This is a genomic window from Candidatus Thioglobus sp., from assembly GCF_029243085.1.
In the GTDB taxonomy this organism is placed as follows: Bacteria; Pseudomonadota; Gammaproteobacteria; order PS1; family Pseudothioglobaceae; genus Thioglobus_A.
The window spans coordinates 1-24,871 of the sequence record NZ_JAQWSS010000106.1; the positions used below are offsets into that span (position 1 = coordinate 1).

The 24,871-nt window shown below is 36.5% G+C and carries 26 protein-coding genes and 1 pseudogene; 19 read left to right on the forward strand and 8 right to left on the reverse strand.

Features of this window, described 5'->3' with window-relative positions:
* The coding region (locus tag P8M52_RS06045; RefSeq protein WP_363320166.1) for a PQQ-dependent sugar dehydrogenase at positions 1 to 1,091 on the forward strand (1,091 nt) is incomplete at its 5' end.
* A 110-nt stretch (positions 1,092 to 1,201) separates the two neighbouring features.
* Entirely contained in the window at positions 1,202 to 1,726 is a 525-nt protein-coding gene (locus P8M52_RS06050) for a hypothetical protein (protein ID WP_300308792.1), read from the forward strand.
* Here the strand turns inward: P8M52_RS06050 and P8M52_RS06055 are convergent.
* Positions 1,723 to 2,190, reverse strand: a complete 468-nt coding sequence (locus P8M52_RS06055; RefSeq protein ID WP_300308795.1) for a YaiI/YqxD family protein — start codon at positions 2,188 to 2,190, stop codon at positions 1,723 to 1,725. The two genes, P8M52_RS06050 and P8M52_RS06055, sit on opposite strands and share 4 nt — an antisense overlap.
* A 146-nt stretch (positions 2,191 to 2,336) precedes the next feature.
* Between P8M52_RS06055 and P8M52_RS06060 the strand changes: the two genes are divergently transcribed.
* Entirely contained in the window at positions 2,337 to 2,582 is a 246-nt protein-coding gene (locus tag P8M52_RS06060) for a hypothetical protein (RefSeq protein WP_300308798.1), read from the forward strand.
* Between the two features lie 37 nt (positions 2,583 to 2,619).
* Here P8M52_RS06060 and P8M52_RS06065 read toward each other — a convergent pair whose 3' ends face one another.
* From P8M52_RS06065 to P8M52_RS06080, 4 genes are all read right to left on the reverse strand, one after another.
* Positions 2,620 to 3,096 carry a peroxiredoxin gene (locus P8M52_RS06065; protein WP_300308800.1) on the reverse strand — a complete coding sequence of 159 codons (477 nt, stop codon included), beginning with the start codon at positions 3,094 to 3,096 and terminating at the stop codon, positions 2,620 to 2,622.
* Between the two features lie 180 nt (positions 3,097 to 3,276).
* The gene (gene ssb / locus P8M52_RS06070) at positions 3,277 to 3,765 is read right to left on the reverse strand and encodes a single-stranded DNA-binding protein (RefSeq protein WP_300308803.1); all 489 of its coding nucleotides are present in this window, start codon (positions 3,763 to 3,765) and stop codon (positions 3,277 to 3,279) included.
* 21 nt (positions 3,766 to 3,786) lie between these two features.
* The gene (locus P8M52_RS06075) at positions 3,787 to 4,941 is read right to left on the reverse strand and encodes an MFS transporter (RefSeq protein ID WP_300308806.1); all 1,155 of its coding nucleotides are present in this window, start codon (positions 4,939 to 4,941) and stop codon (positions 3,787 to 3,789) included.
* A gap of 16 nt (positions 4,942 to 4,957) precedes the next feature.
* Positions 4,958 to 5,725, reverse strand: a complete 768-nt coding sequence (locus P8M52_RS06080; RefSeq protein WP_300308810.1) for an outer membrane protein assembly factor BamD — start codon at positions 5,723 to 5,725, stop codon at positions 4,958 to 4,960.
* 97 nt (positions 5,726 to 5,822) lie between these two features.
* Here P8M52_RS06080 and P8M52_RS06085 point away from each other — a divergent pair, with 97 nt between their 5' ends.
* The 6 genes from P8M52_RS06085 (at position 5,823) to P8M52_RS06110 (ending at position 12,044) form a co-directional block, all read left to right on the forward strand.
* Positions 5,823 to 7,928: a bifunctional (p)ppGpp synthetase/guanosine-3',5'-bis(diphosphate) 3'-pyrophosphohydrolase gene (locus P8M52_RS06085; protein WP_300308813.1), complete on the forward strand. Its 2,106-nt coding sequence runs from the start codon at positions 5,823 to 5,825 to the stop codon at positions 7,926 to 7,928.
* A gap of 69 nt (positions 7,929 to 7,997) precedes the next feature.
* Positions 7,998 to 8,192, forward strand: a complete 195-nt coding sequence (gene iscX, locus P8M52_RS06090) for a Fe-S cluster assembly protein IscX (protein WP_300308816.1) — start codon at positions 7,998 to 8,000, stop codon at positions 8,190 to 8,192.
* Complete coding sequence (tolB, locus tag P8M52_RS06095) at positions 8,189 to 9,463, forward strand: Tol-Pal system beta propeller repeat protein TolB (RefSeq protein ID WP_300308819.1); 1,275 nt, start codon at positions 8,189 to 8,191, stop codon at positions 9,461 to 9,463. The genes iscX and tolB overlap by 4 nt, the downstream gene beginning before the upstream one ends.
* A gap of 15 nt (positions 9,464 to 9,478) precedes the next feature.
* On the forward strand, positions 9,479 to 10,060 hold the full coding sequence (locus tag P8M52_RS06100; RefSeq protein ID WP_300308822.1) for an OmpA family protein: 582 nt from the start codon (positions 9,479 to 9,481) through the stop codon (positions 10,058 to 10,060).
* A 6-nt stretch (positions 10,061 to 10,066) separates the two neighbouring features.
* A complete protein-coding gene (locus tag P8M52_RS06105) occupies positions 10,067 to 10,750 on the forward strand; it encodes a tetratricopeptide repeat protein (RefSeq protein ID WP_300308824.1) in 684 nt (227 codons plus the stop codon).
* A gap of 1 nt (position 10,751) precedes the next feature.
* Positions 10,752 to 12,044, forward strand: a complete 1,293-nt coding sequence (locus tag P8M52_RS06110) for an aminodeoxychorismate synthase component I (protein WP_300308827.1) — start codon at positions 10,752 to 10,754, stop codon at positions 12,042 to 12,044.
* Between the two features lie 6 nt (positions 12,045 to 12,050).
* Here P8M52_RS06110 and P8M52_RS06115 read toward each other — a convergent pair whose 3' ends face one another.
* Positions 12,051 to 13,925 (reverse strand): NAD+ synthase, encoded by a 1,875-nt coding sequence (locus tag P8M52_RS06115; RefSeq protein WP_300308830.1) that lies wholly within the window; start codon positions 13,923 to 13,925, stop codon positions 12,051 to 12,053.
* Between the two features lie 238 nt (positions 13,926 to 14,163).
* On the opposite strand from P8M52_RS06115, the gene P8M52_RS06120 reads away from it, so the two are divergent.
* From P8M52_RS06120 to hemH, 6 genes are all read left to right on the forward strand, one after another.
* Positions 14,164 to 14,517 (forward strand): tetratricopeptide repeat protein, encoded by a 354-nt coding sequence (locus P8M52_RS06120; RefSeq protein ID WP_300308834.1) that lies wholly within the window; start codon positions 14,164 to 14,166, stop codon positions 14,515 to 14,517.
* Positions 14,518 to 14,666: 149 nt separating this feature from the next.
* Positions 14,667 to 14,846 (forward strand): hypothetical protein, encoded by a 180-nt coding sequence (locus P8M52_RS06125; RefSeq protein WP_300308837.1) that lies wholly within the window; start codon positions 14,667 to 14,669, stop codon positions 14,844 to 14,846.
* A gap of 681 nt (positions 14,847 to 15,527) precedes the next feature.
* Positions 15,528 to 16,184: a Fic family protein gene (locus tag P8M52_RS06130; RefSeq protein ID WP_300308840.1), complete on the forward strand. Its 657-nt coding sequence runs from the start codon at positions 15,528 to 15,530 to the stop codon at positions 16,182 to 16,184.
* Positions 16,185 to 16,423: 239 nt separating this feature from the next.
* Positions 16,424 to 17,233, forward strand: coding sequence for a hypothetical protein (locus tag P8M52_RS06135; protein WP_300308843.1), 810 nt, complete (start codon positions 16,424 to 16,426; stop codon positions 17,231 to 17,233).
* A gap of 4 nt (positions 17,234 to 17,237) precedes the next feature.
* The gene (locus P8M52_RS06140) at positions 17,238 to 17,573 is read left to right on the forward strand and encodes a thioredoxin family protein (protein WP_300308846.1); all 336 of its coding nucleotides are present in this window, start codon (positions 17,238 to 17,240) and stop codon (positions 17,571 to 17,573) included.
* Between the two features lie 7 nt (positions 17,574 to 17,580).
* On the forward strand, positions 17,581 to 18,555 hold the full coding sequence (hemH, locus tag P8M52_RS06145; protein WP_300308849.1) for a ferrochelatase: 975 nt from the start codon (positions 17,581 to 17,583) through the stop codon (positions 18,553 to 18,555).
* Positions 18,556 to 18,626: 71 nt separating this feature from the next.
* On the opposite strand, the gene P8M52_RS06150 is transcribed toward hemH, so the two are convergent.
* The gene (locus tag P8M52_RS06150; protein WP_300308852.1) at positions 18,627 to 19,115 is read right to left on the reverse strand and encodes a DsrE family protein; all 489 of its coding nucleotides are present in this window, start codon (positions 19,113 to 19,115) and stop codon (positions 18,627 to 18,629) included.
* A 74-nt stretch (positions 19,116 to 19,189) separates the two neighbouring features.
* Between P8M52_RS06150 and P8M52_RS06155 the strand changes: the two genes are divergently transcribed.
* From P8M52_RS06155 to P8M52_RS06170, 4 genes are all read left to right on the forward strand, one after another.
* Positions 19,190 to 20,200 carry a 2Fe-2S iron-sulfur cluster-binding protein gene (locus P8M52_RS06155; protein ID WP_300308855.1) on the forward strand — a complete coding sequence of 337 codons (1,011 nt, stop codon included), beginning with the start codon at positions 19,190 to 19,192 and terminating at the stop codon, positions 20,198 to 20,200.
* Between the two features lie 287 nt (positions 20,201 to 20,487).
* Positions 20,488 to 22,764, forward strand: coding sequence for a class 1a ribonucleoside-diphosphate reductase subunit alpha (gene nrdA, locus P8M52_RS06160; RefSeq protein ID WP_300308858.1), 2,277 nt, complete (start codon positions 20,488 to 20,490; stop codon positions 22,762 to 22,764).
* A gap of 14 nt (positions 22,765 to 22,778) precedes the next feature.
* The gene (gene nrdB / locus P8M52_RS06165) at positions 22,779 to 23,915 is read left to right on the forward strand and encodes a class Ia ribonucleoside-diphosphate reductase subunit beta (protein WP_300308861.1); all 1,137 of its coding nucleotides are present in this window, start codon (positions 22,779 to 22,781) and stop codon (positions 23,913 to 23,915) included.
* Positions 23,916 to 23,924: 9 nt separating this feature from the next.
* The gene (locus tag P8M52_RS06170; protein ID WP_300308864.1) at positions 23,925 to 24,188 is read left to right on the forward strand and encodes a 2Fe-2S iron-sulfur cluster-binding protein; all 264 of its coding nucleotides are present in this window, start codon (positions 23,925 to 23,927) and stop codon (positions 24,186 to 24,188) included.
* Here P8M52_RS06170 and P8M52_RS06175 read toward each other — a convergent pair.
* Positions 24,177 to 24,871 (reverse strand): annotated as a pseudogene (locus tag P8M52_RS06175) (tRNA 2-selenouridine(34) synthase MnmH); the annotation flags it as partial. The gene P8M52_RS06170 and the pseudogene P8M52_RS06175 sit on opposite strands and share 12 nt — an antisense overlap.

A 24,871-nucleotide genomic window follows, 5' to 3' on the forward strand; every position in this document is an offset into this window, starting at 1 on the left:
ATACTAATAAAATTAAAAAAGAATTGGATGTGAAAAAATTATTGATTGGATTTTTATTACTGTCTTTCATAAGCTTACCGGTTAAAGCAGCGGATTATCAGCTGAAGACAATCGCTTCCGGGCTTGGTATTGTTTGGGGAATGGATTTTATCTCTGATGATGAGATTGTATTTACCCAACGCTCAGGCTCGGCGGGTGTTATTAATCTGAAATCAAACTCAGTTGAGTATTTAGAGGGTATTCCAACCGTACTTAGTGAAGGCCAAGGTGGGTTGCTAGATATCATCGTAAATGGCAACCAACTGTACTTTACTTATTCAAAACCAGTACAAGGTGGTAGTGCAACAACACTAGCAAGTGCACAAATAAGCAATCATCAAATTGTCAATTGGAAAGATCTATTAGTGACCAATTCTGTAAATGAAAATGTGCATCATTATGGCAGTCGAATCGCCATAAGTGATCAACATTTGTATGTTTCAATTGGTGATCGTGGTGTTCGAGAAAATGCCCAAGATCTTGCTAACCATGCAGGGAAAATACTTAGGCTAAATTTAGATGGATCGATTCCAAAAGACAATCCCTTTGTTGGCACAAAAAGCGCATTAGATGAAATATGGAGCTATGGCCATAGAAATCCACAAGGGTTAGTCTGGGATCAGCAGCATTTATGGGCGATAGAGCATGGTCCGCGAGGTGGTGATGAGATTAACTTGATTAAAAAAGGTGCTAATTATGGTTGGCCAGTGATTTCATACGGTCAAGAATATTGGGGTCCATTTAGTGTGGGTGAAGGGACCCATAAAGCCGGCATGGAGCAACCCATTAAATACTATGTACCTTCTATTGCACCAAGTGATTTGGTGATCTATAAAGGCGACATGTTTAAATCATGGGCTGGCAGTTTATTAACAGGGGCACTACGAGGCAAACATATTAACAAAATCAGTTTAGATCAAGATTTAAGAGTAGATTCTGAAAAAAGGCTATTAACTCATCTTCAACAAAGAATACGATCATTGTTAATAGATAAACAGGGGCGTGTTTATTTTTCAACAGATCAGGGCAATATTTATGTGCTACATAGATAGTGTTAAAAAAAGAAAGAATTATTATTGTTTTACTGAAAAACTCTTGTACATGCGCTAATCGCCGTGTATAGTTCAATCTCACACTTTTTTTAATTCTTGGGGGGATAAATATGAAAGAAGCAGGCTTTGGTATTTTTAAAACTTGTATTGGCTTAACATTGGCCATTAGCACAACAGTTGGTGCTAATTTTGGCGATCCATCATCTATGATGTCGTCATTTGGTGGACAGGGGTTTGCTCAGCCGCAAATGCAGCCGTTTGGCAACTCTATGCCGCAAATGCAGCCGTTTGGTAATTCTACGCCATTTGGCGGTCAAAGCTATAATCAGCCTAGATATTCTAATTCTCGATATGCATCACCCAGACAACGATACAATACCCAGCCAGCTTATAATCCAATGCCGTGGGCAATGGGTGGAGATTCGGGCCGCAAAGCTCAGCCGACACAATCATTTGGCGGCATGAGTATGATGCCATTTAATCCAGGTGTACCGTCTCAACAGCCAGCTCAAAAGTCTCAATCAGCCTTTATGATGCCAGGCATGGACCAAGGTATTCGTACAATGATGGAACCAGGTAAGATTATGGCAGAAGAAGCGACACCAGGTGTCTACATGAAGCCAACTTGGCGTTAGCGCTTATTCTGATTTAACCAACGATCTAGGTGGTTGGCAAAACTCTGTCGATCTGCCTGACTGAGTGGTGCCGGTCCACCTGTTTGCACGCCACTCGAGCGGATTACATCCATAAAATCACGCATACTGAGTTTTGCTTTAATATTGCTTTTGGTAAATAACTCGCCCCTTGGGCTAAGTGCTATAGCGCCTTTGGTAATCGCTTCATCAGCCAAAGGAATGTCACTAGTAATAACCAAGTCACCCACATTTAATCGCTTAACGATTTCGTTATCAGCGACATCAAACCCTGGCATAACCTGAATAAAACTCAAAAATTGAGAGGGTGGCATGTGTAATGCATGGTTGGCAATTAGCGTGGTTTGAGTTTGAGTGCGATGAGCCGCCTTGAACAGGATTTCTTTAATGACAACTGGACAAGCGTCTGCATCGATCCAAATTTGTGCTGAATTTTTTTCACTCATAATTTGTTAACAAAAAAAATCGTTAGTTAAGGTTAATTATCCCCATTGCAAGACTTTAAAGGATGCTATCTATGCGAATGATTTGTTGAATCGGCCAGTTAGTAGGTGTATAGTAAAAGTGAACCATAAAAAAATAAGGAGGCAGTATGAAACTTAAAAGACTATTAATGGCTGTCACAGCAACATTGACAGCCTCTAGTGCATCAATAGCAGCGCAAACCTTGGCCAAAGATTATGCGCAATCAGTACACACGCAAGCTAAGATTGGTACTGAGACGTTTAAACCGTGGCATAAAGGCTATCAACAAGATATTCAGCCATGGGCTAAATTAAATAGTCGTGGGCTAAAAGGTATGGCTAGAATGTATAACCACGGTATTAAAAGAGTATAGATAATTATTAAACCACATAAGCTACTTGCAAGTGTGTTTATCTTTTTTGTAAGTTAGATAAATCTTTAAGCACTTGCTGGACATGTGTTTGCGGATCTACACTTTTATAAATTTGGGCAATATTACCTGCTGGGTTAATAATAAAGCTATTTCTTTTGGCAAACTTTACCAGCCAATAATCTCCTAACGAGTCATATTGTTTGGCAACTTTGCCATCGGGATCAGATAATAGAGAAAAGGGCAGGTTATTCTTCTTAGAAAATTGCTGGTGTGACTCAACATCATCTAAGCTAATCCCAAAAACAATAGCGCGTTTGGCAATAATATGATTAATCGCATCTCGAAAATTGCAAGCCTCTGTCGTGCATCCGGGTGTGTCATCTTTAGGGTAGAAATATAACACCACCCATTGGCCTTGATAGTCGCTTAATGTATGCGCCGTATTATGCTGATCAACTAGAGTGAAATTTGGCGCTGCTTGGCCTAATTCAAGAGCTGCTTGAGCTGTAAGCATGCAACTTAGCAGGGGAGACATAAGTAGTGTTTTTTTAAAAAGATTCATGTTGACAAGGTTAGTTAAAGCTATATAGACACTCTACTCTAATTATTAATCCTTAAATTAAAAAACCCCGTTTGAACGAGGTTTTATTAGATATTCGTAACATAAAACGTTACACTTAGCACTTATAACAAATTAGAAGGGAATATCGTCATCAAAGCCTGAATTGTCAACTGGCGTGATAGGATCTTGTGCAGGTGTTTGTGCACGCGGTGCGCTTGGTGCCGCTTGTTGGCCACCTGCTTGTGGTGCACCACCCATGCCCATGCCAGCACCATCACGACGATCTAGCATTTGCAGGGTGCCGTTAAAGCCAGATACTACCACTTCCGTGGTGTAGCGATCTGCACCTGATTGGTCTTGCCATTTACGTGTTTGTAATTTACCTTCAACGTAAACTTTTGAGCCTTTGTCTAAGTATTGGCCAGCAATTTCTGCAAGTTTGCCAAATAAACTAACACGGTGCCACTCGGTTTTTTCTTGTTTTTGGCCGGTGTTTTTATCAGTCCAAGATTCGCTTGTTGCGACAGAAAGATTTGCAATTGCATTGCCATTAGATGCATATTTAACCTCTGGTTTTTGCCCTAAGTTACCTACTAAAATTACCTTATTAATGCCTGCCATTGTACTTTCTCCCGTGAATTATTAATGTTTTTCAGTGTTCATGCTAAGTGAAATTAGCCACCAAATAAGTGCGATAAATGTGGTGAATAAGAATACACTATTCAGACCAAATGTGTTGTAAATCCATCCGCCAATAGTACCACCTGCAAATGCCCCTAGAAATTGAGAGCTGGAATAAAAACCCATTGCTAGCCCGCGTTTATCGCTAGCTGCGGTTTTGGCTATGAGTGATGGTAGTAGTGCTTCCAACGCATTAAAAGCCACAAAAAATATGGTTAAAATAATAAAGAAAGTTGCGTAATTTAAGGCTGTTTGATAGAACAAAATCTGGCTTAAAGCGAGAAGAAAAATAGCGAGTAAAAAGATGGTTTTAGTTTTTTGATATTTGGTGGCTACAATGATCATTGGGATCATGCCAAGGAACGACAAAACAATCACTGGCAGATAGATTTCCCAGTTGTCTTGAATGCTTAAAATGTTATTTTCCACTAGAAAAATAGGGATTGCGATAAAGGCAGTGGTTAAGATTAGATGTAAGGCAAAAACACTAAAATCAAGTCTAAGAAGGTCGACGGTTAATATTTTTCTAAAATTAGCGATTGAAAGTTTATATTGTTTTTTAGGTTTAGCATGGGGAAGGGTTGCTACCACTATAAGAGCAACAATAGATAGTGCTGCGATTACCCAAAATAATCCTGAGATGCCTAATTGGTGTCCAACAATAGGGCCTAGTAATAAAGCTAACATGAAGGCCATACCAATTTGTACTCCTACAAAAGCGTTAGCCTTAGGTCGCTCATCTTCACTTACATAATCGGCTAAAAATGCCATAAGTACAGCGGAAATAGCGCCTGCACCCTGTAAAGCTCTACCAATCACAACTTGGAAAATATCATTAGCGTTGGCCGCAACAATGCTACCAATAAAGAAGATAATCAGCCCAAGTACTAGCAAAGGTTTACGACCATATTTATCTGATAAATAACCGAATGGTATTTGGAAAAATGCCTGTGTTAAGCCATAAGCGCCAATCGCAATACCGATATACAGTGGCGTTACGCTTTCATAATTGTCAGCATAAACAGAAAATATTGGAAATATCATAAACAGCCCCAACATACGTGTAGCCATAATTAAAGATATTTTAAGTGCGAAGCCTCGCTCTAGTTTGGTCATTAGCGAGCCGTATTAATTAATCTTCTAGCGTGTAGTGAGGGGTGTACAGAGGGTAGCTTGCTTTAAGTACACGACGCGTATCTTTAGCTAAGATAGGTGCTTTGATAATATCGTAGTTATGTGCCATTAAATGTAGTGCTGCTGGTACAGAGGGTGTATTAGGGTATTTTTCAATGATGTATTTACTACGATTGATGGCAGCAATATTAGCACCTTTTTTAGTATAGTAAATAGCAACGAATAACTCGTGACGAGATAAGATATTTCTAAGTATGACTAAACGCGTTTTAGCTTCTTCAGTGTATTCAGTTTTAGGGAATTTATCAATTAGAGCTAAGTAGTAGTTAAAAGCATCACGAACAGAATCAACATCGCGCTGAGCATTGTCAGTAATGTAGTCATCTAAGATTGAACGCGACTTATCTTCAGAAATTACACCGCGTAAGTAATAAGCGTAAGGCGTAGAGAAATGATTAGGATAGAGTTTGATATAACTATTTAGACGATCAATTGCCTGATCGTAATCTTCGCTTTTGTAAAGGGCGTAGGCAATTTCTAATTTAGATTGTAAGGCATATTTAGAGCCTGGATAAGCAGCCTGTAGTTGTTCAAATAGCTCAATGGCTTTATCCATAGAGCCTGCAGATACTTGCTCTTTAGCTTGAGTGAAGAAAGTCTTTGGTGACCAGCCTTTAGTGATTGACTCACGTTTTTTTTCTTCTTCCCAAAAACAACCACCTAAAAATAAAGTTAATACAGGAAGGATTAGAATGAGTTTTTTCATAGTTGGCTTTAGGAATTTATTACAAATATGCATCACATTATACTGACGCACAAGTATTATAATGGCAAAACTTAATTCAAGATTCGGTTCAAATTACATGTCAAAAAACAATCCAAGAATTCTAATTAGTGACTTATGCGAAGTACTTGAAGAGTACATGTCTAAGTCACAAGTAGAAGGGGTTTACCAGGCATATATTATTGCTGCTACTGCTCATGATGGACAATATCGTAAATCTGGCGAGGCTTATGTTTTTCACCCTCTCTCCGTTGCGATGATCTTAGCTGAATTTAAATTAGATTATTATTGTATCGTGGCGGCACTACTTCATGATTGTATTGAAGATACTTTAGTGACCTATGATGAAATTAAATATGACTTTGGCGATGAAATTGCTCATATTGTAGAAGGTGTTTCGAAGTTAACAGACCTAGAGTTTCACGATGCTGCTGATAAGCAAGCGCAAAACTTTAGAAAGTTGTTTTTAGCGATGAGTGATGATATGCGAGTTATTCTGATTAAGCTTGCCGACCGCCTTCATAATATGAGGACCTTGGGGTCTATGGCACGTGCAAAGCAACTTAGAATCGCCAAGGAGACCTCGGAGATACATGCGCCCATTGCACGCAGATTGGGTCTTAATAGTATTAGAGTGGAGTTAGATAATTTATGTTTTGCCATTATTCATCCTTTTCGTCATAAAGTACTTGTATCCCAAATTAAGAAACAATGTGGTAATCGAAGTAAGGTTATTAAGCACATACAAGGTGCATTAGAAAATCGACTTGGCGAAGAGGGTATGGCTAAAGTTGAGATCCATGGGCGCCGTAAACAGCCTTGTAGTATTTACAAGAAGATGAAAGTTAAACAGCTTAAATTTGCGCAAGTGCTAGATATGTATGCATTTCGTGTTGTGGTGGATAGTGTTGCAGAATGCTATCAAACACTCGGTGTTATTCATAATTTGTACAAACCGCTACCTGGAAAATTTAAGGATTATGTTGCCCTGCCAAAATCTAACGGCTACCAATCACTCCATACTATTTTATTTGGTCCAAATAATATTATGATTGAGGTGCAAATTCGCTCTAAAGATATGCACTTTGTTTCAGAATATGGCATTGCTGCCCATTGGCATTACAAAAGTGAAAATAACGATAATAATGCAGAGTTGGCTAGTAACTGGCTAGGTTCATTGCTTGATATTCAACAGCAGTCAGGTACTTCGATTGAATTTCTAGAGAATGCTAAAACTGATTTATCTCCATCAGAAGTATTTGTATTTACACCAGATGGCGATATTATTCAATTACCTTATAAGTCAACTGTACTTGATTTTGCTTATATGGTGCATACGAATATTGGTGAGCATACCTTTAAAGCAAGAGTTGACCAGATTCTTGCGCCAATTTCCACAGTACTTAGATCTGGCCAAACTGTAAGAATTATTACTGATGAAGACACTCATCCACAAGCATCTTGGCTGCAGATTGCCACAACTGCAAAAGCTAGGTCTGCCATTAAGTCTTATTTAAAATCCCAATCTTCATCCAGTCTTATTCAGCTGGGTCGTTATTTGCTTGATAATGCTTGTGAATATTTACATGTTGAAATTGAAAAAATTTCTACTGAAAAATGGGCTGATTGCCTCAAGAGTCTAAGTTGTCAATCCAAAGAAGAGATGTTTTTAAGGATTGGATTGGGCGAGGTGTTGGTATCGGTAGTGCTAAATCAATTGCAATGCGATGGTGATCATTGCTTGATAGAAAACATCAAAGTTTCAGATACACAAAGTAAGGCAATCAATTGTGCACAGTGTTGTTATCCGATACCAGGTGACCAGGTAGTTGGATTACTCACCAGCAGCAAGGGAATGGTCTTGCATAGGTCTGATTGTACTAATTTTATGCATATTAAGCATAAGAATTCACAATGGCTTGGTGTTGATTGGCAAACAAAAGAAAATGAAGAGTTTGAGGTTAAAATCTTAATTGATGTAAATAACCAGCGCGGTACGTTGGCCTCAATTGCTAACTGTATGGCAAAACAAGGTGTTAATATTGAGAACATTGAGGTTAATGAGAGAGATAATTATTTAAAATCTTTAGGTTTGGTGATTGCAGTAACCAATACTGAGCAATTGGCATTGGTCATTGAGCAATTAACCGCTTTAGATTTCGTACAAGACGTTAAGCGTTTTTAGTATTTAAATTCATGTGAATTTCAAGTTGTTTTTAGATAAAATTAACGTAGTTAAATTAAGGAGATATTTGTGAATTGGACAGATTCGTTAGACATTGCCATTGCATTAGACGAGGCTTACCCTGATATAGACCCTCTAACCATTGGATTTGTTGATTTGAGAGATAAGGTGTTGGCATTAGAGGAATTTGATGATGATGCAGAGAAATCGGGTGAAAAAATTCTTGAAGCTATTCAAATGAATTGGATTGAAGAAAGAGAATGATTAAATTTGCAGCAGCATTTTTAACACTTTATACATCAACTGTTTTTGCCATATTAGAAGTAACCATCTTAAAGAAAGATGAAGACGCCTTTCCAATTGTTATTTCACCATTTTCCGTCAAGGGGGATGCCAAGCAAGGTGAGGCAATTGCGCATATTATGCGAGATAATCTTAATCGTTCGGGTGAGTTTAGCGCTTCAAGTGCTAAATATGTTGTCACCAATCAGATTGATTTTGATAAGTGGCAGACTCAGAAAACTGAAGCGATTGTTATTGGCAAACTCGAACAGGTTAGTAAAAAGATTTTTAATGTTGAAATTGAGTTGATCGATGTTTATTCAAGAAAAACTCTATATGCTAAAAAGTTTGCTGTCCATAATAGTGGCATCAGACGTATAACTCATTATTTATCTGATCAAATCTATTTTGCTTTATTGGGTGAAATAGGCTCATTTGATACACGCCTAGCTTATGTCACAGTTACTAACAAAGGCGAAGGTAAGCGTGAATATCGCTTAGAAATATCAGATTCTGATGCTCAAAATCCACAAACTATTTTTAGGGCAGCAAGTCCAATTTTATCTCCTGCTTGGTCGCCAGATCAAAATAAAATTGCTTATGTGTCATTTAAAAATGGACGCTCTGAGGTGTTTATTCAGTATCCATTTGTACGACGTAAAACTGAAAAGTTACCGTATTTTGACGGTATTGCTTCTGCACCTGCTTGGCATCCTAATGGAGAAAGCATTGTTTTAACTTTGTCTAAAGATGGCAATAAAGATATTTATTCATACCATCTTAAAGATAAAAAGTTAACTAGGTTAACCCAGGATGTCAGTATTGACACTGAAGCTAGTTACTCAGCAGATGGCGAACGTATTGCATTTACCTCTAATCGGTCAGGACAGGTTCAGGTGTACATAAAACATCTTAAAACTGGAAAAATTAACCGAGCTACGTTTGAAGGTAGTTATAACGCAAAAGCTGTATTTTCACCAGATGGAAAAAGCTTAGCGTTGGTGCACCGAGTAGATAGAGATTATCGTATTGCTTTGTTGGACATTGCCACCAAAGATTTAACCATTATGACTGATAATAAACTAGATGAATCACCATTCTTTTCACCTAATGGCGGCATGATCATTTATGCTAGCAACAAAGATGATTCAGGCGTCTTGTCAGTGGTTTCAATTTTAGGTCGACAAACTTTTGAATTAGCTAGCAAATCAGGCGAAGTTAGAGAGCCAAATTGGTCACACTATTCTAAATAACACTAGGAGCGTTACATGTTAAAAATTACCTCACTGATCACAGCTACCATGCTTTTATCCTCTTGTTCTTCAACCGTTGAAGAGCTTTATCAAAAAGTTTTACCCAAACCAAGTGTGGTGACAGTTGAAGATGGAACTCAAGGTGCCGAAGAAAATGTTATTGCACCAGATTCTTCAAGTTTTAAGTCGCAAAATTATAAAGGAACTTATGATCGCTCAGGCTCCAAACAAAGCCCTGTGCAGGTAGCAGAAGAAAATTTTCGCGCTTCAGGCGTTAAGTTTGTATTATATTTTGCTTATGATGGTAGTGAAATTGATGAGTCAGCAACTCAAGAGATTATTAAACATGCAAATTTCATGCGTGATAATCCAACGCTTAAGTTGCGTTTAGAAGGACATGCGGACGAGCGCGGAACACGTGAATATAATCTTGCTTTAGGTGAAAATCGTGCACTTGTAGTTAAAGAAGTTCTAGGTTTGTATGGCCACGGTTCAAGAATTGAGGTGATTAGCTTTGGCGAAGAAAGTCCAATTTCACAGAAACATGAAGAAAGCGCCTGGCAAAAGAATCGACGTGTTGAATTTATTTACAAGTAGAAAATAATGAAACGGTTTGCTTGGATGATTTTTTTAGGTGTTTTTGCTTGGCAGCCAGCTTCTGCCGGCATTAATATTGATAAAGTGATCATAGATCACAATAAAAAAATCAAACGTCTAGTGCGTAAAAACAAATCTCTAAAAGGCAAAATTGAGAAATTAGAACAACAACAGCAAGAAAGTAGTAAAAAAATATCTGAATTGTTCAATTTAATGGAATATAAAAAATCCAGTGCTGTGGTTGAGCAAACCATGAAGCGCGTGCGTGAACACAATAAAAAGGCTAAGAAAATCTATACTAATGCACGCTCTTTATTAGTAACTGATCAATACGACCAGGCAGTGGTACTATTCAAACAATATTTAGATATTTATCCTGAAAATAATCACGCCCCAGATGCACACTACTGGCTAGCAAAGACTTATCTGGCTAAAGGCGATTATCAGTTAGCTAAAAATGCCTTTGTGACTTTCCAACAGGCTAACCCTTTGCATCATAAATATTCCAACTCTTTATTTGAATTGGCTAGAGTTTATGTAGAGCTTAAGCAAACCCAGAAAGCACAAGCTTTAATCAATCGCATGCTTAAAAAATTCCCTGAACACAATGCGACTAATCGAGCAAAACAACTATTAAGTAAAATCACCCCAGAAAATTTATCAACTAACGAGTCTAATAAATCAAACTAACATGAAAGTTTTAGAGATTCCAAACCTAGCTTTGGATGGCTTATGTCAGCTTGATGCTCAACGTTATCCGTTTTTGCTTGAAAGTGTTAATCATAATGATAATAATCGTTATTCAATATTATTTGCCCATCCACAGCAGGAGCTTATTCTAAATCATCTGTCTGAATTTGATTTTCTGAGTGAGCTTGTAGCTAAAGTTGAGGTAAATGATGATCAATATCAACATTTGCCTTTTACAGGTGGCTGGTTTGTGTATTTAGCCTATGAGCTAATTGGTCAAATTGAGCCTACTTTAGCGCAAGACATGCATCGTAGTAACTTACCAATTGCGATTGCAGTAAAAAGCCCTAGTGCAGTAATCATGGACCATCAATTAGGCAAAACTTATCTCATTGATGAAGCCGGCGATCAGACTAGAATTGAAGAAATACTTAAAGATATTGATAAGATTAAGCCAGATTTAGCCCCTGATTTTTCAGGGGAATTAAGTTGCGAGGTTGATGCCAAGTATTTATCTGGCGTTGATAAAATTAAAAATTACATTCAAGCGGGCGATGTTTTTCAAGTAAATTTATCACGTGCTTGGAATTACACACTCGATCATAATTGCACTGCAGCTCAGCTTTATAGTGGCTTAAAAAAGGCCAACCCCGCGCCATTCTCCGCCTTGGCCCAGTTTAAACAATTTAGTATTGTGTCTTCCTCACCTGAGCGCTTGTTTAGTGTTAAAGGTGATACGATAGAGACCCGTCCTATTGCTGGCACCCATCCTCGAGGTCAAGGAGAAGAGGATGAGGCGTTAAAGCAGCGTTTGATCAACCACCCCAAAGAGCAAGCTGAGCATATTATGCTGCTTGATCTTGAGCGTAATGACTTGGGTAGGGTCTGTGAGTATGGCAGTATTGAGGTAAACGAAGTAATGACCTTAGAGACTTATCCTTATGTACATCATATTGTTTCAAACATTAAGGGTACTTTACAGCCTTCTGCTGATGTTAAACAATTAGTAAGCGCCTTGTTTCCAGGAGGTACGATTACAGGTTGTCCTAAAATTCGTTGTATGCAGATTATTGCCGAACTAGAGCAGGGGGCTCGTGAGGCTTATACAGGGTCATTAGGTTATATTAGTAATAATGGTAGAATAGACTTGAATATCCTTATTCGCACCATGATTAAGCAAGATAAGCAATTAAGTTTCAGAGCAGGTGCTGGTATCGTGTTTGATTCACAGCCTGAGCGTGAATTAGAAGAAACTACGCACAAGGCACAAGGGATTTTAAAGGTTTTCTCTTGATCAAGCTCAAGGCTGGAATTTTGAAGTCATTGGATAGCGGCGCTCTTTACCAAAAGCGTTTTTACTAATTTTGGGTCCTGGGGCGCTTTGACGACGTTTGTATTCGTTATTAAGCACTAAGCGACTAATACGCTCAACTGTTGCCTTATTGTGGCCCAATTTAACAATGTAGTCGATAGAACGCCTTTGTTCAATAAACAATTCTAAAATTGCATCTAATTCATCATAGGGTGGCAGAGAATCTTGGTCTACTTGATCTGGAGCTAGCTCGGCTGAAGGTTCCCGGTCAATCACACGTCCGGGAATAATATAGGAAAGTGTATTTCTATACTTTGCTAATTGATAAACCATGGTTTTCGAAACATCTTTGAGTGGTGCAAATCCACCTGACATATCGCCATATAGGGTGGCATAACCAACCGCCATTTCTGATTTGTTACCAGTAGTTAATACAATTTTTCTCAATTTATTAGAAATGGCCATGAGTAGGGTGCCGCGTACACGCGCCTGCAGGTTTTCTTCGGTGGTATCTGTTTGCATGCCGTTAAACAGATCTCCAAGTTGTGAATTAAAACTATCAACCATAGAATGAATGCTAATTTCATGATAGTCAATATTCATGGCACTAGCTTGAGCTTTTGCATCTTCTAAGCTCATATTCGAAGTGTAAGTATAAGGCATCATAATGGCTTTAATATTATCTGCACCAATCGCATCAGCAGCAATAGCCAGAGTTAGGGCAGAATCAATTCCACCAGATAAGCCGATCACAACCCCGTCAAAAACACCGTTTTTCTCAATATAGTCTTTAGTAGCAAGCACTAAAGCATCATAAATCGTTTTTTCAATATTTTCTTCCTCATTAATAACACCTGGATGTGCTAAAGATATAGTAGCTGTTTCAAAGAAGGGTAATTGATGGGTAATTTGAGCCTTGGCATTCATCATAAATGAGCCACCATCAAAAATAATTTCATCCTGGCCACCAACTAAATTAGCATAAATAAACTCAACTTGATTTTCTAATACACGTTTTTTAACTTCCTCAAGACGCTGTTGATGTTTGCCAGTATGAAAGGGTGAAGCATTAATACTAACAATTGTTTGCACGCCATACTTAACAGTTTCACTAACCGTATTGGCGTCCCAAATATCAGCACACACCAATAGACCAATGCGTTGACCCTTAATGGTAAAGATAAAAGGTTTGTTACCAGGAGTAAAGTAACGTTTTTCATCAAAAACACTATAGTTAGGTAGTTGTTGTTTGTGATAAATGCTGATCTGGCTAGACTGAATAAGATAGGCTGAATTGTACAATGAACCTTCTTGCTTACAAGGCGCACCAAAAATAATGGAAATATTGTCAGGAATGCTATCTTTAATTAGAACAATTTTTTTTTCAACTTGTTTGACAAAGCCATAACGCAATAGTAGATCTTCTGGCAGGTAGCCAACCAATGATAATTCTGGAAATACTAGCAAGTCGGTTGATTGCTTAGCAGCCTCAATACTCAAGTCAATAATTTGTTGCGCATTGTTATCCAAATCTCCAACAGTAGGGTTAATTTGTGCGATATCAATTTTGATAGACTCTGATCTATTTGAAAGGTTTTTTAGCTGTTTTTGCCAAAATTCAGCCTTTGATTTATCGCTTTTCATTTTCGCTTGTTCAAGCTTGGTGTAAGCCGCAACTTCTGCAGGATTTATATTTAGTATTTCAGCAAATAGCCAGGCATGAGTTTCAGAAAGCGCGGCTTTTCCTGATTTATATTTACTTAAATTAGATTGATTTATATCGTATTTTTGAGAAATTGCGTAGTCTGAAAGTCCAGTCTTTTTGCGAACTTTAGCCAGATAATCTTTGGTTTTATTTGCCATTTTTTATACCTTTTAATTACATGTTTTTTTTACCTATTATAGTTAATTTATACTACTAATGTTATAGACTTATAATAGTTAAAAAATAACTGTAGTGGTAAAGTTGCCATAAAACACATGTAACTATTTGATTTTTAGCTAATAAAAAAATAGTTATTTATTGTTTAAAAATTGCCTATACAGAGTTAAAAAATCACGGTATATTTCGCTCATATTGAATGACAAATTGAAAAATAATATGAATCAAGTACATGCACATTTATTGGCAGAATCTGAACTAAAAATTGAAACTATTGAGATCCAACAGCAAGCATATTTAGGCGACGCTGATGCACAATACACATTGGCTGATATCTTTCAAAAAGGCAAAGGTGTTACTAAGAATTCTACTCATGCGTTTTACTGGTACCAAAGAGCTGCTCAGCAAGGTAACTTGCCTGCTCAGTTTAATGTTTGGTACGCTTACTTAACGGGAGAAGGTACTCAGGAAAATGCACACCTAGCTCAAAAATGGTTTGCTAGAGCTAGTTTGAAAAATGCCAGCTCTACACGGTCAATCATTAATCAATTAACTGGCAAAACAGTTCATTGATATTGTTAATTTATACAATCACTGACAACTTAATTTAATCAACTATTAATTCTTTAAAGGGGAAAAAATGAATTTAGCACTACATACAATTATCTATTCATCAGCAGCAATCATTCTGTCATTAAGCATGGCATTAATCCACTAAGCCGATGAAATTAACTACTATTATTAAGCCTATTTTGGCTCTAGCCGCATCTTTAGTTGCCAGTACAACATTAGCATCAGCGTACACAAGTTATTCGCCTATTGTTGACTATAAGCACTTAAGTATTATTATGACTGTAACTATGTTTCTTGGTCTGATTGCATTCTATCAAAAGCAACACTAATTCTATTTAAGCCACTTATTTACGAGTGGTATTTTTTGTTAAAACTCTTATCTAGTTCCAGAGTAATCTGGAATTGGATATTTTTGTATGACAAATACCCCAACTGAAAGATGTCTTATAAAAGATTATTACCTCTTAAATCAATGACATTAATTTCAAAAACAGCAAGCCTAATAACAAATACTGAATAAAATTTATAATAATATTCATCCACTAAATATTCATATATTTAAATATATAAAACCTGCATATTACGCTATTATCTTAATATTGAGGACTAAGTATATAAGTATGATAATAAGCTTAAAACAACCCAGATAACGCTTCTGCCGTTAGAGTAATACTGAACGAGATAGCAACTATTTGATGGTTTTAGTACCTACGTAATAATCGAACTTTCAAAAGAATGAATTAAAATGGCTTGTGTCACGTATGAGATGATCTTTTGCCAGAAAAGCTAGTTGATCATGTCATTTATATGAATTCGGGTCAAGTTAGCGAGAAAATACACCGAATAAATTCTTTGAAAATCCTGAATCAGACAGATTGCAGCAATTTTTAAATCAAATCCTTGCTCAATAAGACTGGTCTGATTTTAGAATTCAGAAATCAGGTTATCCACTATCTAAGTTTAATTTTTTTTGGTAAACTTAGATAACACTTATTAATTTATAGATTGGTATGATCTGGTTTAAGAAAGATAAACAGGCAAAAGAAGATCACAATTCCAGCAAAAATCAAAACTGGAATAAAGACTTAAAGCGTAACAATTCTATTGCAAATTCTGCAAAACAGCAAGGTCTTAATTTTTTAGAAAACATTGATACAGATGGACTTTTAGAGCAATTAAGTCCTAAGCAGGGACTAAGTGTTAATTTTGAAAAAATAAGCCTGGACCAACATCATATATTAAGCAAATGCGAACTTGAAAGTAGTACTGATGAGTTGATGGAAATTCTCGAACGCACAGACAAATCACTTTTTCAAAAGAATATTTTAGATCCGTTAATAGAATATGGTTTTTTTGAACGCATTATTTCAAATCAGTCCGAAGCTCCAAAAGAAAGATTTCGATTAACAGTTATGAATATTCCAGGTTGTAACTTTGAAAATGTAAATGCAGACCAAATTAAAATATTAAGAAACTGTAAACTTGAAAGTAGTGCTGATGAGTTAATGAAAATCCTAAAACGTACTAACAAGTCCCGATTTAAAAATGATATTCTTAATCCTTTAATTAAATGTGATTTTTTTGAGCGCACTATCCTCGATAAGCCTAAAAGCCCAAACCAAAAATACAGATTCACTGGTAAATTTGTCCAAACTAAATTGATTTAGCGATTATTCAATCATTTTTTTACTAATGTTTTCAAATTTTAGATTTAAGCGGTTTTTTTAATAAATCCATATCAGGTGTTAACTAACGTTGTAATCGTTTAAATATAGTCAAGTTAATTTTTACGTTATAACTCTTTGATTTTTAATTAATTTATCTATTTTTTAACTTATTTTCGAGTATTTTGGTATTTTCAGCTTATACTATGACTACTTTTTAGTACCTTTTTTTAGTTTTCATTATGAAAGTCAAATTATTATTTGTTTTTACAGTTTTCTTAAGTTTCGGCGTATGGGCAAACACTATTGTTTATGTGCTCAATGATAATAGTGAAATCCGTTCTAGTAAATCAGCTGTCAACGATCAAAATATCTTAAAAATAGTTAATAAAGATCAAAGTTTGCAGCGTTTAACCATGCATTATTCTGGATGGTCTTTAGTTGCTGTTGACGATATCAATGGTTGGATTTTATCTTCCAGCCTTACTAGTAAAGCCCCTGTTGTGAAGAATGTTATTACCAGCAAGGTCATAGCTGAAGTTGCTCAATATAAAAAAGAGCTGCAAGATATAACTTTACAACTGTCAGAAGCGAATCAAAAGCTTACTGAGTTTAAGCAGTCTAATACTCAACTTTCTAATACTGTTACTACGTTAAAGACATCAATAGATAAATTGTCATTTGAAAATTCAACACTAAAACAGGCTTTAGAGGTGAAATCAAAAGTCGCTATTGATTTAGTTGAAGTTAATGAAAATCCTAAAAATAGCGATGAAAGTAGCTTAAAAGCTGTTAAGTCCAATAAAAATACTATAGATACAACTCAGCCTATCGCTGATTCTGATGCAGAAATAAATTCAAAAGTTGTTCAATCTGATCAAAATATTGATAACACTATTAATTCTAATAATGATATTAAAGATACTACTGTTGCAACAGCTAATTGGATTTATATCGGCATTGTGACTGTGATTATTTTGTTGCTAATTTTACTGGCTATTTACAATAGCAATAAACGACGCCATTTTGACCTTAATACTTTGAGGCGCTAATTTTATGTCTGCTGTAGAAGTTAATATTGATACGTTTGATTCTTTAGTGATAGAAGAGTCACATAAACGTTTAGTGGTTTTGGATATTTCAGCTGAATGGTGTGGACCTTGTAAAATTTTAGAGCCTATCATTACTTCTGTTGCTTTAGAGTTTGATCAGTCGGAGTTCTTACTTGCTAAAATTGAAGCGGAAGATGAAAATATGAAAATTGCTGGTCGTTATGGTGTTCGTGGCTTTCCAACTGTTATCGCTTTTATTGATGGTGAAGAGGTTGATCGCTTTCATTCTGCACAGACACCTGATTTTGTGCGCGATTTCATTGAAAATAATTTAGCTTAAAGACTCTATGAAAACAGGAATACTATTAACCAATTTAGGCACGCCTGATGAACCAACTAAACCAGCGTTAAAGAGATATTTATCTGAATTTTTGTCTGATCCTAGAGTGGTTGACCCACCTAATAAATTTGTTTGGTGGTTGGCTTTAAATATTGTTATTCTGAATATAAGACCGCAAAAGTCAGCACTTAATTATGCCAAGATTTGGGATAGTTGTGGTCCTGGATCTCCCTTGTTAAACATCACTCAGTCTCAATTGGATGGCGTTAAATCGGCGCTTTCTAAAAAAAACTCAGCGCTAGAATTTGCAATGGGTATGCGTTATGGCAATCCTTCAATTGCTCATGCATTGCAACAGCTAAAAAATAAAGGTTGTGAAAGAATTGTCACCTTGCCACTTTATCCACAATATTCAAAAACCACAACACTTTCAACGCTTGATGCGATCAATGCAGAGCTTAACACTTGGTCTAGCCAACCTGAACTTGTATTTATTGAGCATTATTACCAAAATAAAGCTTATATCCAAGCATTGAATAATTCTATTAAAGAATTTCAAGCCACACATGGACAGCCTAATAAGTTGTTAATTTCATTTCATGGCATCCCCCAGCGCTATGTTGATAATGGCGATATTTACTATCAACACTGTATGCAAACTGCTGAATTATTGGCAAATTCATTGAATTTGCAGGCTCATGAGTGGCAGGCAAGTTTTCAGTCAATTTTTGGTAGAGAGGAATGGACTAAGCCTTATACTAAAGATACATTAGAATCTTTCGCTAAATCTGGTGTTGAAAGTGTGCAAGTGGTTTGTCCAGGATTCTCAGCTGATTGTTTGGAGACATTAGAGGAAATTGATGATGAAAATCGTGGTTACTTTATGGATGCAGGCGGAAAATCATTTGCTTATATCCCAGCATTAAATACACGACAAGATCATATTGATGCAATTATTGATGTTCTCTCCGAGCACTTATAATAAGTTCGTATAATTTATATTATGTTAAATAATATAAATTCTTAGTATTTCAATCTATCAATACAACAGCCCTATTTCATATTATTGGATTTATATAATTGAATGGGTTGATAGCCTAAATCAATATAATCATTGATTATCGCTGGCCCACTAGCAGCAACATCAACAAAATTAATATAAGCGCTTGGATCTATGTCAAACCATGATGAATGTGCCCCACATACGTGCAAGTTGACATTTTTTGTTTGCACTAAATCCTGTAAAGTTGCTATTGCTTGTGGTTGCTTTTTGGCTCTTTTTTTAAGCAGTTGAAATTGTTCACGTCCATGAGAAACAATGGCGATTTCTATATTTGGATATTTTTCTTTTAATTGATCTCTTAGTTCTTTAACCATGGGTGCGGCCCATTCCCAAGTTTTTTTATCATTTTCAATTAATTCAAACACCACGCCTTCAGGGGTATTGTCGGACTTTAACAGTCTATCAACATCTGGATGTGTGTAGTTTGCTATTATAGGGCTGCTTAACAATAATATAAAAATTGCTTTGATTTTGTTCATATCCACCCTCTTCTCTTTTACTATCTTTATTTGTTCAGTTATTATTGTAGCGCTTACTCTTTATAATGGCAAATATGCCTAATCAGATATTTACTATTGAGCTGCAAAAAAATAAGCAGAATTTTGAATGCCCTGAAAACGATTCAATTCTAGAGGGAGGGTTGCGTCATGGTCTAGCGATTAATTATAAATGTAGCAATGGTACGTGTGGCGTCTGCAAAGCTAAACTGATTGATGGCCAGCTGGAAAAAATAAAGCATCATGATTATTCACTTTCTACTGATGAATTAGATAATCAAGAATTTCTGACGTGTTGTCATGCGCCACGCTCAGATCTTAAGCTCGAGCTTGATTTAATTGGCGATGTTCGATCAATCCCCCTTCAAACCATTCAAACCAAGATTAAAGATATTCGCTTTATTAACAATGATATGGCAATTGTTAGCTTAAGAACACCAAGATCCCAAACCCTGCAGTTTATGGCCGGTCAAGATGTAGAATTGAGTTTTAAAGGGGTTGTTTCTCGCTATCCTATTGCTTCCTGCCCTTGTCACGGCATGGAGTTAGAGTTTCACATCCGTAATCTCAATATTGATCAGTTCTCACAAGCCATTTTTTCTAGAAAACTCAAAGCTAAAGCTAAGGTTGAGCTGGTAGGTCCAAAAGGTATGTTTGTATTAAAAGAGACATCCGCTAAACCAATGGTTTTCATTGCTTGGGATGGTGGTTTCGCCCCTATTAGAAGCTTAGCTGAACATGCATTTTCTTTGGAAATGATAAATCCTGTGTATTTTTATTGGGCTTACCCTGCTACTGATCCTGCACCCTATTTTGATAACCATGCACAATCATGGCGTGCAGTAATGGATGAATATCATTATCAAACTATTGCGTGTGATTTTGATCGATCTAGTAAAAATGATTGCCATAAGGTGGCTAAACAGATTTACGATTCACTGGATCATAAAGTGATTAATCAATCTGAACTTTACATTTCCGCCCCTGCTGAAGTTTTGATTTATTTAGGTGAGTTGCTACTTGATAATGGCTTGGATGAATCACAACTAATCGCCTCTCCAATATAATAAATTTATTGTTATTTTTTTATATAGATTGATACCAAAGGCTTTGCGCTTTTTATTAGAATAAAGTAATATTATTGCATCATTAATTGATGATATTTACCTATCAAACTCACCATAATTATTTTCATTTTTTTTAATTCTCGCAATCCCTTTTATATCAATATGTATGGCGATTTTGACTTGTTTATGGTGTTTTTACTACTTGCAAAAAAAAGCAAAACACACTATATTTAGTTGCAGTTATCTTTTACGAACACTATATCTAGTGTTTTTACTCAGGGGAGAGTATGAATCAAAATATTAAAGTCACTAAGCGCAATGGCCAGCAAGAGCCAATCGACATGGAGAAGATTCACCGTGTGGTTCATTGGGCGTCTCAGGACCTTAATGGGGTGAGTGTTAGTCAGGTTGAAATCAATGCGCAATTGGCATTTTTCGACGGAATTAAGACTGAAGATATTCACGAAACGATTATCAAATCTGCAGCTGATTTAATCTCAACAGATTCGCCCGATTATCAATATTTAGCAGCACGTCTTGCTATTTTTCATTTGCGTAAAAAAGCCTTTAAATCTTTCACACCACCTGCGCTTTTTGATCATGTGCAAAAATTTACCGCTTTGGGTATTTATGATAAAGATATATTGGATAAATATACTCAAGCTGAAATTGAAGAGTTAGATGGCTATATCGATCATTGGCGTGATATGAAATTTTCTTATGCTGCTGTTAAGCAGCTAGAAGGCAAGTATTTAGTTCAAAATCGTGTGACCGGTGATATTTACGAATCTCCTCAACAATTGTATATGTTAGTAGGTATGTGCTTATTTCAAGAATACGATGCTCAAGAGCGAATGGCTATTGTTAAGCGTTTTTATGATGGCGTTTCTAATTTTAAGATTTCATTACCAACTCCTATTATGGCAGGTGTACGCACCCCAACTCGTCAGTTTTCATCTTGCGTATTAATTGAAGCAGACGATGATCTTGATTCAATTAGTGCAGCCTCTGGTGCAATTGTTAAGTACGTATCGCAACGAGCAGGTATCGGTATTAATGCAGGACGTATTCGTGCCATTGGTAGCCCAATTCGTAATGGTGAAGCAACTCATACTGGCTGCATTCCTTTTTATAAACATTTTCATACTGCGGTTAAATCTTGTTCTCAAGGCGGAGTTCGTGGTGGTGCCGCCACCCTATTCTATCCTTTATGGCATCTTGAAGTTGAAAGTTTACTAGTGCTTAAAAATAACACAGGTACTGATGAAAACAGGATTCGTCATCTAGATTATGGCGTTCAATTTAATGGTCTTATGTATCAGCGCTTTTTAGCTGATGACAACATTACCTTGTTCTCTCCACATGATGTTCCTGGTTTATATGATGCTTTTTTTGAAGATCAGACAGAGTTCAAGCGTTTGTATGAGGTATATGAACAAGACGAATCAATTCGAAAAGAAACAATTAAAGCAAGAGATTTATTTGCCAAGTTTATGCAAGAGCGTGCTAATACTGGACGTATTTACTTGCAAAATGTTGATCATTGCAATACTCATGGTGCTTTTGATCCAAAAGTAGCGCCAGTGCGTCAATCGAATCTTTGCATGGAGATTACACTCCCTACTAAGCCACTACATTCAGTTCAGGATGAAAATGGTGAAGTGGCTTTATGCACTCTTTCTGCGGTTAATCTTGGTGCATTAGAGTCACTTGATGAACTTGAAGGCATTACTGATATTATTGTTCGAGCTTTGGATTCATTGCTTGACTATCAGGATTATCCGCTTAAGGCAGCAGAATTAGCTAGTATGAATCGTCGCACATTGGGTATCGGTGTTACCAATTTGGCTTATTATTTGGCAAAAAATAATGCCAAATACTCTGATGGTTCTGGCAATGATTTAATTCATCAAGCGTTTGAAGCATTACAGTATTACTCACTCAAGGCATCTAATATCTTGGCTCAAGAAAAAGGCGCTTGTCCGTCATTTGGTGAAACTCAATATGCGCAAGGTATTTTGCCAGTAGATACTTATAAAAAAGATGTAGATGCTTTCTGTAGTAGTGAGCTTAAATTAGATTGGGATCAGTTGCGCAGTGATATTCAGGCAACTGGCCTAAGAAATTCAACTTTGACTGCGCTGATGCCATGTGAGAGTTCGTCTCAAATTTCTAATTCAACTAATGGTATTGAACCACCTCGAGGTTTTGTTTCTATCAAACAGTCTAAAGATGGCATACTAAAGCAAATTGTGCCTGATTATGAAAACCTTAAAGATAAGTATGAATTGCTTTGGGATATTAAAGATAATGAAGGTTATTTGCAATTGTGCGCAATTATGCAAAAGTTTGTTGATCAATCAATTAGTACCAATACACATTATGATCCTGCTCAATTTGATGGCAATCGAGTGCCAATGAAGTTATTCCTAATGGATCTGTTGAAGGCCTATAAATATGGCGTTAAAACGCTTTATTATCATACAACACGTGATGGTGGTGGCGATGATATGCTTGAAAAAGAAGATGATAACGCTTGCGCTGATGGCGTATGCAAATTGTAGCAAAAGGTTGAATTATGTCATATAGTATTTTTAGTAAAACAGTTAGCGATACATTAACCCAGCCAATGTTTTTTGGTGATAGTGTTAATGTGGCACGTTTTGATAAGCAAAAGTTTGAAATGTTTGAAAAGCTTACAGAAAAACAGTTGTCATTTTTTTGGCGACCAGAAGAGATTGATGTTTCTAAAGATAAAATGGATTTTGCCAAGCTCTTGCCAAATGAAAAGCACATCTTTTTATCAAACTTGCAATATCAAATTCTTCTAGATTCTGTACAGGGGCGTAGTCCCAACATTGCTTTCTTGCCAATTGTGTCTTTGCCAGAATTAGAAAACTGGATTGAAACTTGGAGTTTTTCTGAGACTATTCACTCACGCTCTTATACGCATATTATTCGTGCAATTGTGAATGAGCCGGGTGCTGTGTTTGATGACATTATGAAAACCGAGCAAATCATTGAGCGTGCTGAGAGTGTCTCTAAGCATTATGATGAATTAATTAAATGTTCCCAAGCTTATTTATTACATGGTGAAGGCACTCATGACTTAAATGGTGAGCAAACTACTATTGATTTAAAGTGTTTGAAGCGAAAACTATATCTAACTATTATGTCGGTTAATATCCTAGAGGCTGTACGTTTTTATGTGTCGTTTGCCTGTTCATTTGCTTTTGCCGAACGCAAGGTAATGGAAGGCAATGCCAAGATTATTAAGATGATTGCAAGAGATGAGGCACTGCATTTAACAGGCACTCAACATATGATTAATCTTATTCGTGATGGCAAGGATGATCCGGAGATGGCCGAAATTGCCGCTGATTGTGAAGACGAAGTAATTAAAATGTTCAAAGAAGCTTGTGAACAGGAAAAGAGCTGGTCTGAATATTTGTTTAGAGATGGCTCTATGATTGGATTAAACGCTGAAATTTTAAAACAATACCTTGAATATATTACCAATATACGCATGAGTGCCATTGGTCTGACGCCATTATTCGAAGAACGCAGCAATCCATTGCCATGGATTAATCATTGGCTAGATTCTGATAATGTTCAGGTGGCACCACAAGAAACTGAAATTACCTCTTATCTAGTGAGTGCAATTGACAACACGCTAGATGAAGCTGATTCAGATTTTGGCGACTTTAAACTTTGATTAAGCGATATGTTTAGAATTGAAATTGACAATATTAATGGAAAAACAGAATCGCTTTATGTGTATGGCGAACAGTCTATCCTGACAGAGCTTGAAGAGCACAATGTCTTAATTAATTACTCATGTCGTCAAGGGCATTGTGGGTCTTGCGTGCTTCAGCTGTTAAAAGGCGATGTAATGCATCAAGATTGCCTTGTGCCTTTATCCCAGGGTGAAATTTTAGCCTGCCAGGCAAAGCCAATTAGCGATATTAAGGTTGGATCAAGAAATTGACAGACTGTTAATGTAGTCTAATACTTCTGAACGACTACCTTTGAATACTACACGATCTAATTTCTTCTGAATTTGGTAATTGTACATAGGGTCGTAATAATCAACTAGTAGTGACTCCACGATTGGTAAGAATCCATCAAAACTATTCGTGTTTTTAAACCCATTTAGAGCGAGCTCTACTTGTGATTTCATTATTTTATAACGTTCAAGCCCTAATCTTTTTTGAATCTTTTCCAAACTTTTTAACCAATAATTAACAAAATTATCAAAGCCTTTAACTTGATCTTGGGCGATAAAATCTCGATGCATGTTAATCACATAAGCATCCATACTCACTTCAATGCGCTCATCAGTAGATGCTTCTAATAAAATTAAATCAGCTTTTGAGGTTTGGTTTTTAACACAATCAGGAATATGGACAGTGCCAACATTGGCACCTTCATCTTCAAACACCAAATGACTATTGCCTTGTTTTTTAATCAACTCAATGGCCAATTCATTTTCAAAAGCAATTTGAGTGGGTTGTACAGTGGTTGTATTGCCAAATGCCGAGCCTCGATGGTTGGCTAAGCCTTCCAAGTCAATTGTTTGTTGAATATGATCAAGCAACAAAGTTTTTCCGCAACCGGTTTGTCCGCCAATGATCACAGGCGTTATATTGCCCATGATGCGATCGGTCTCAT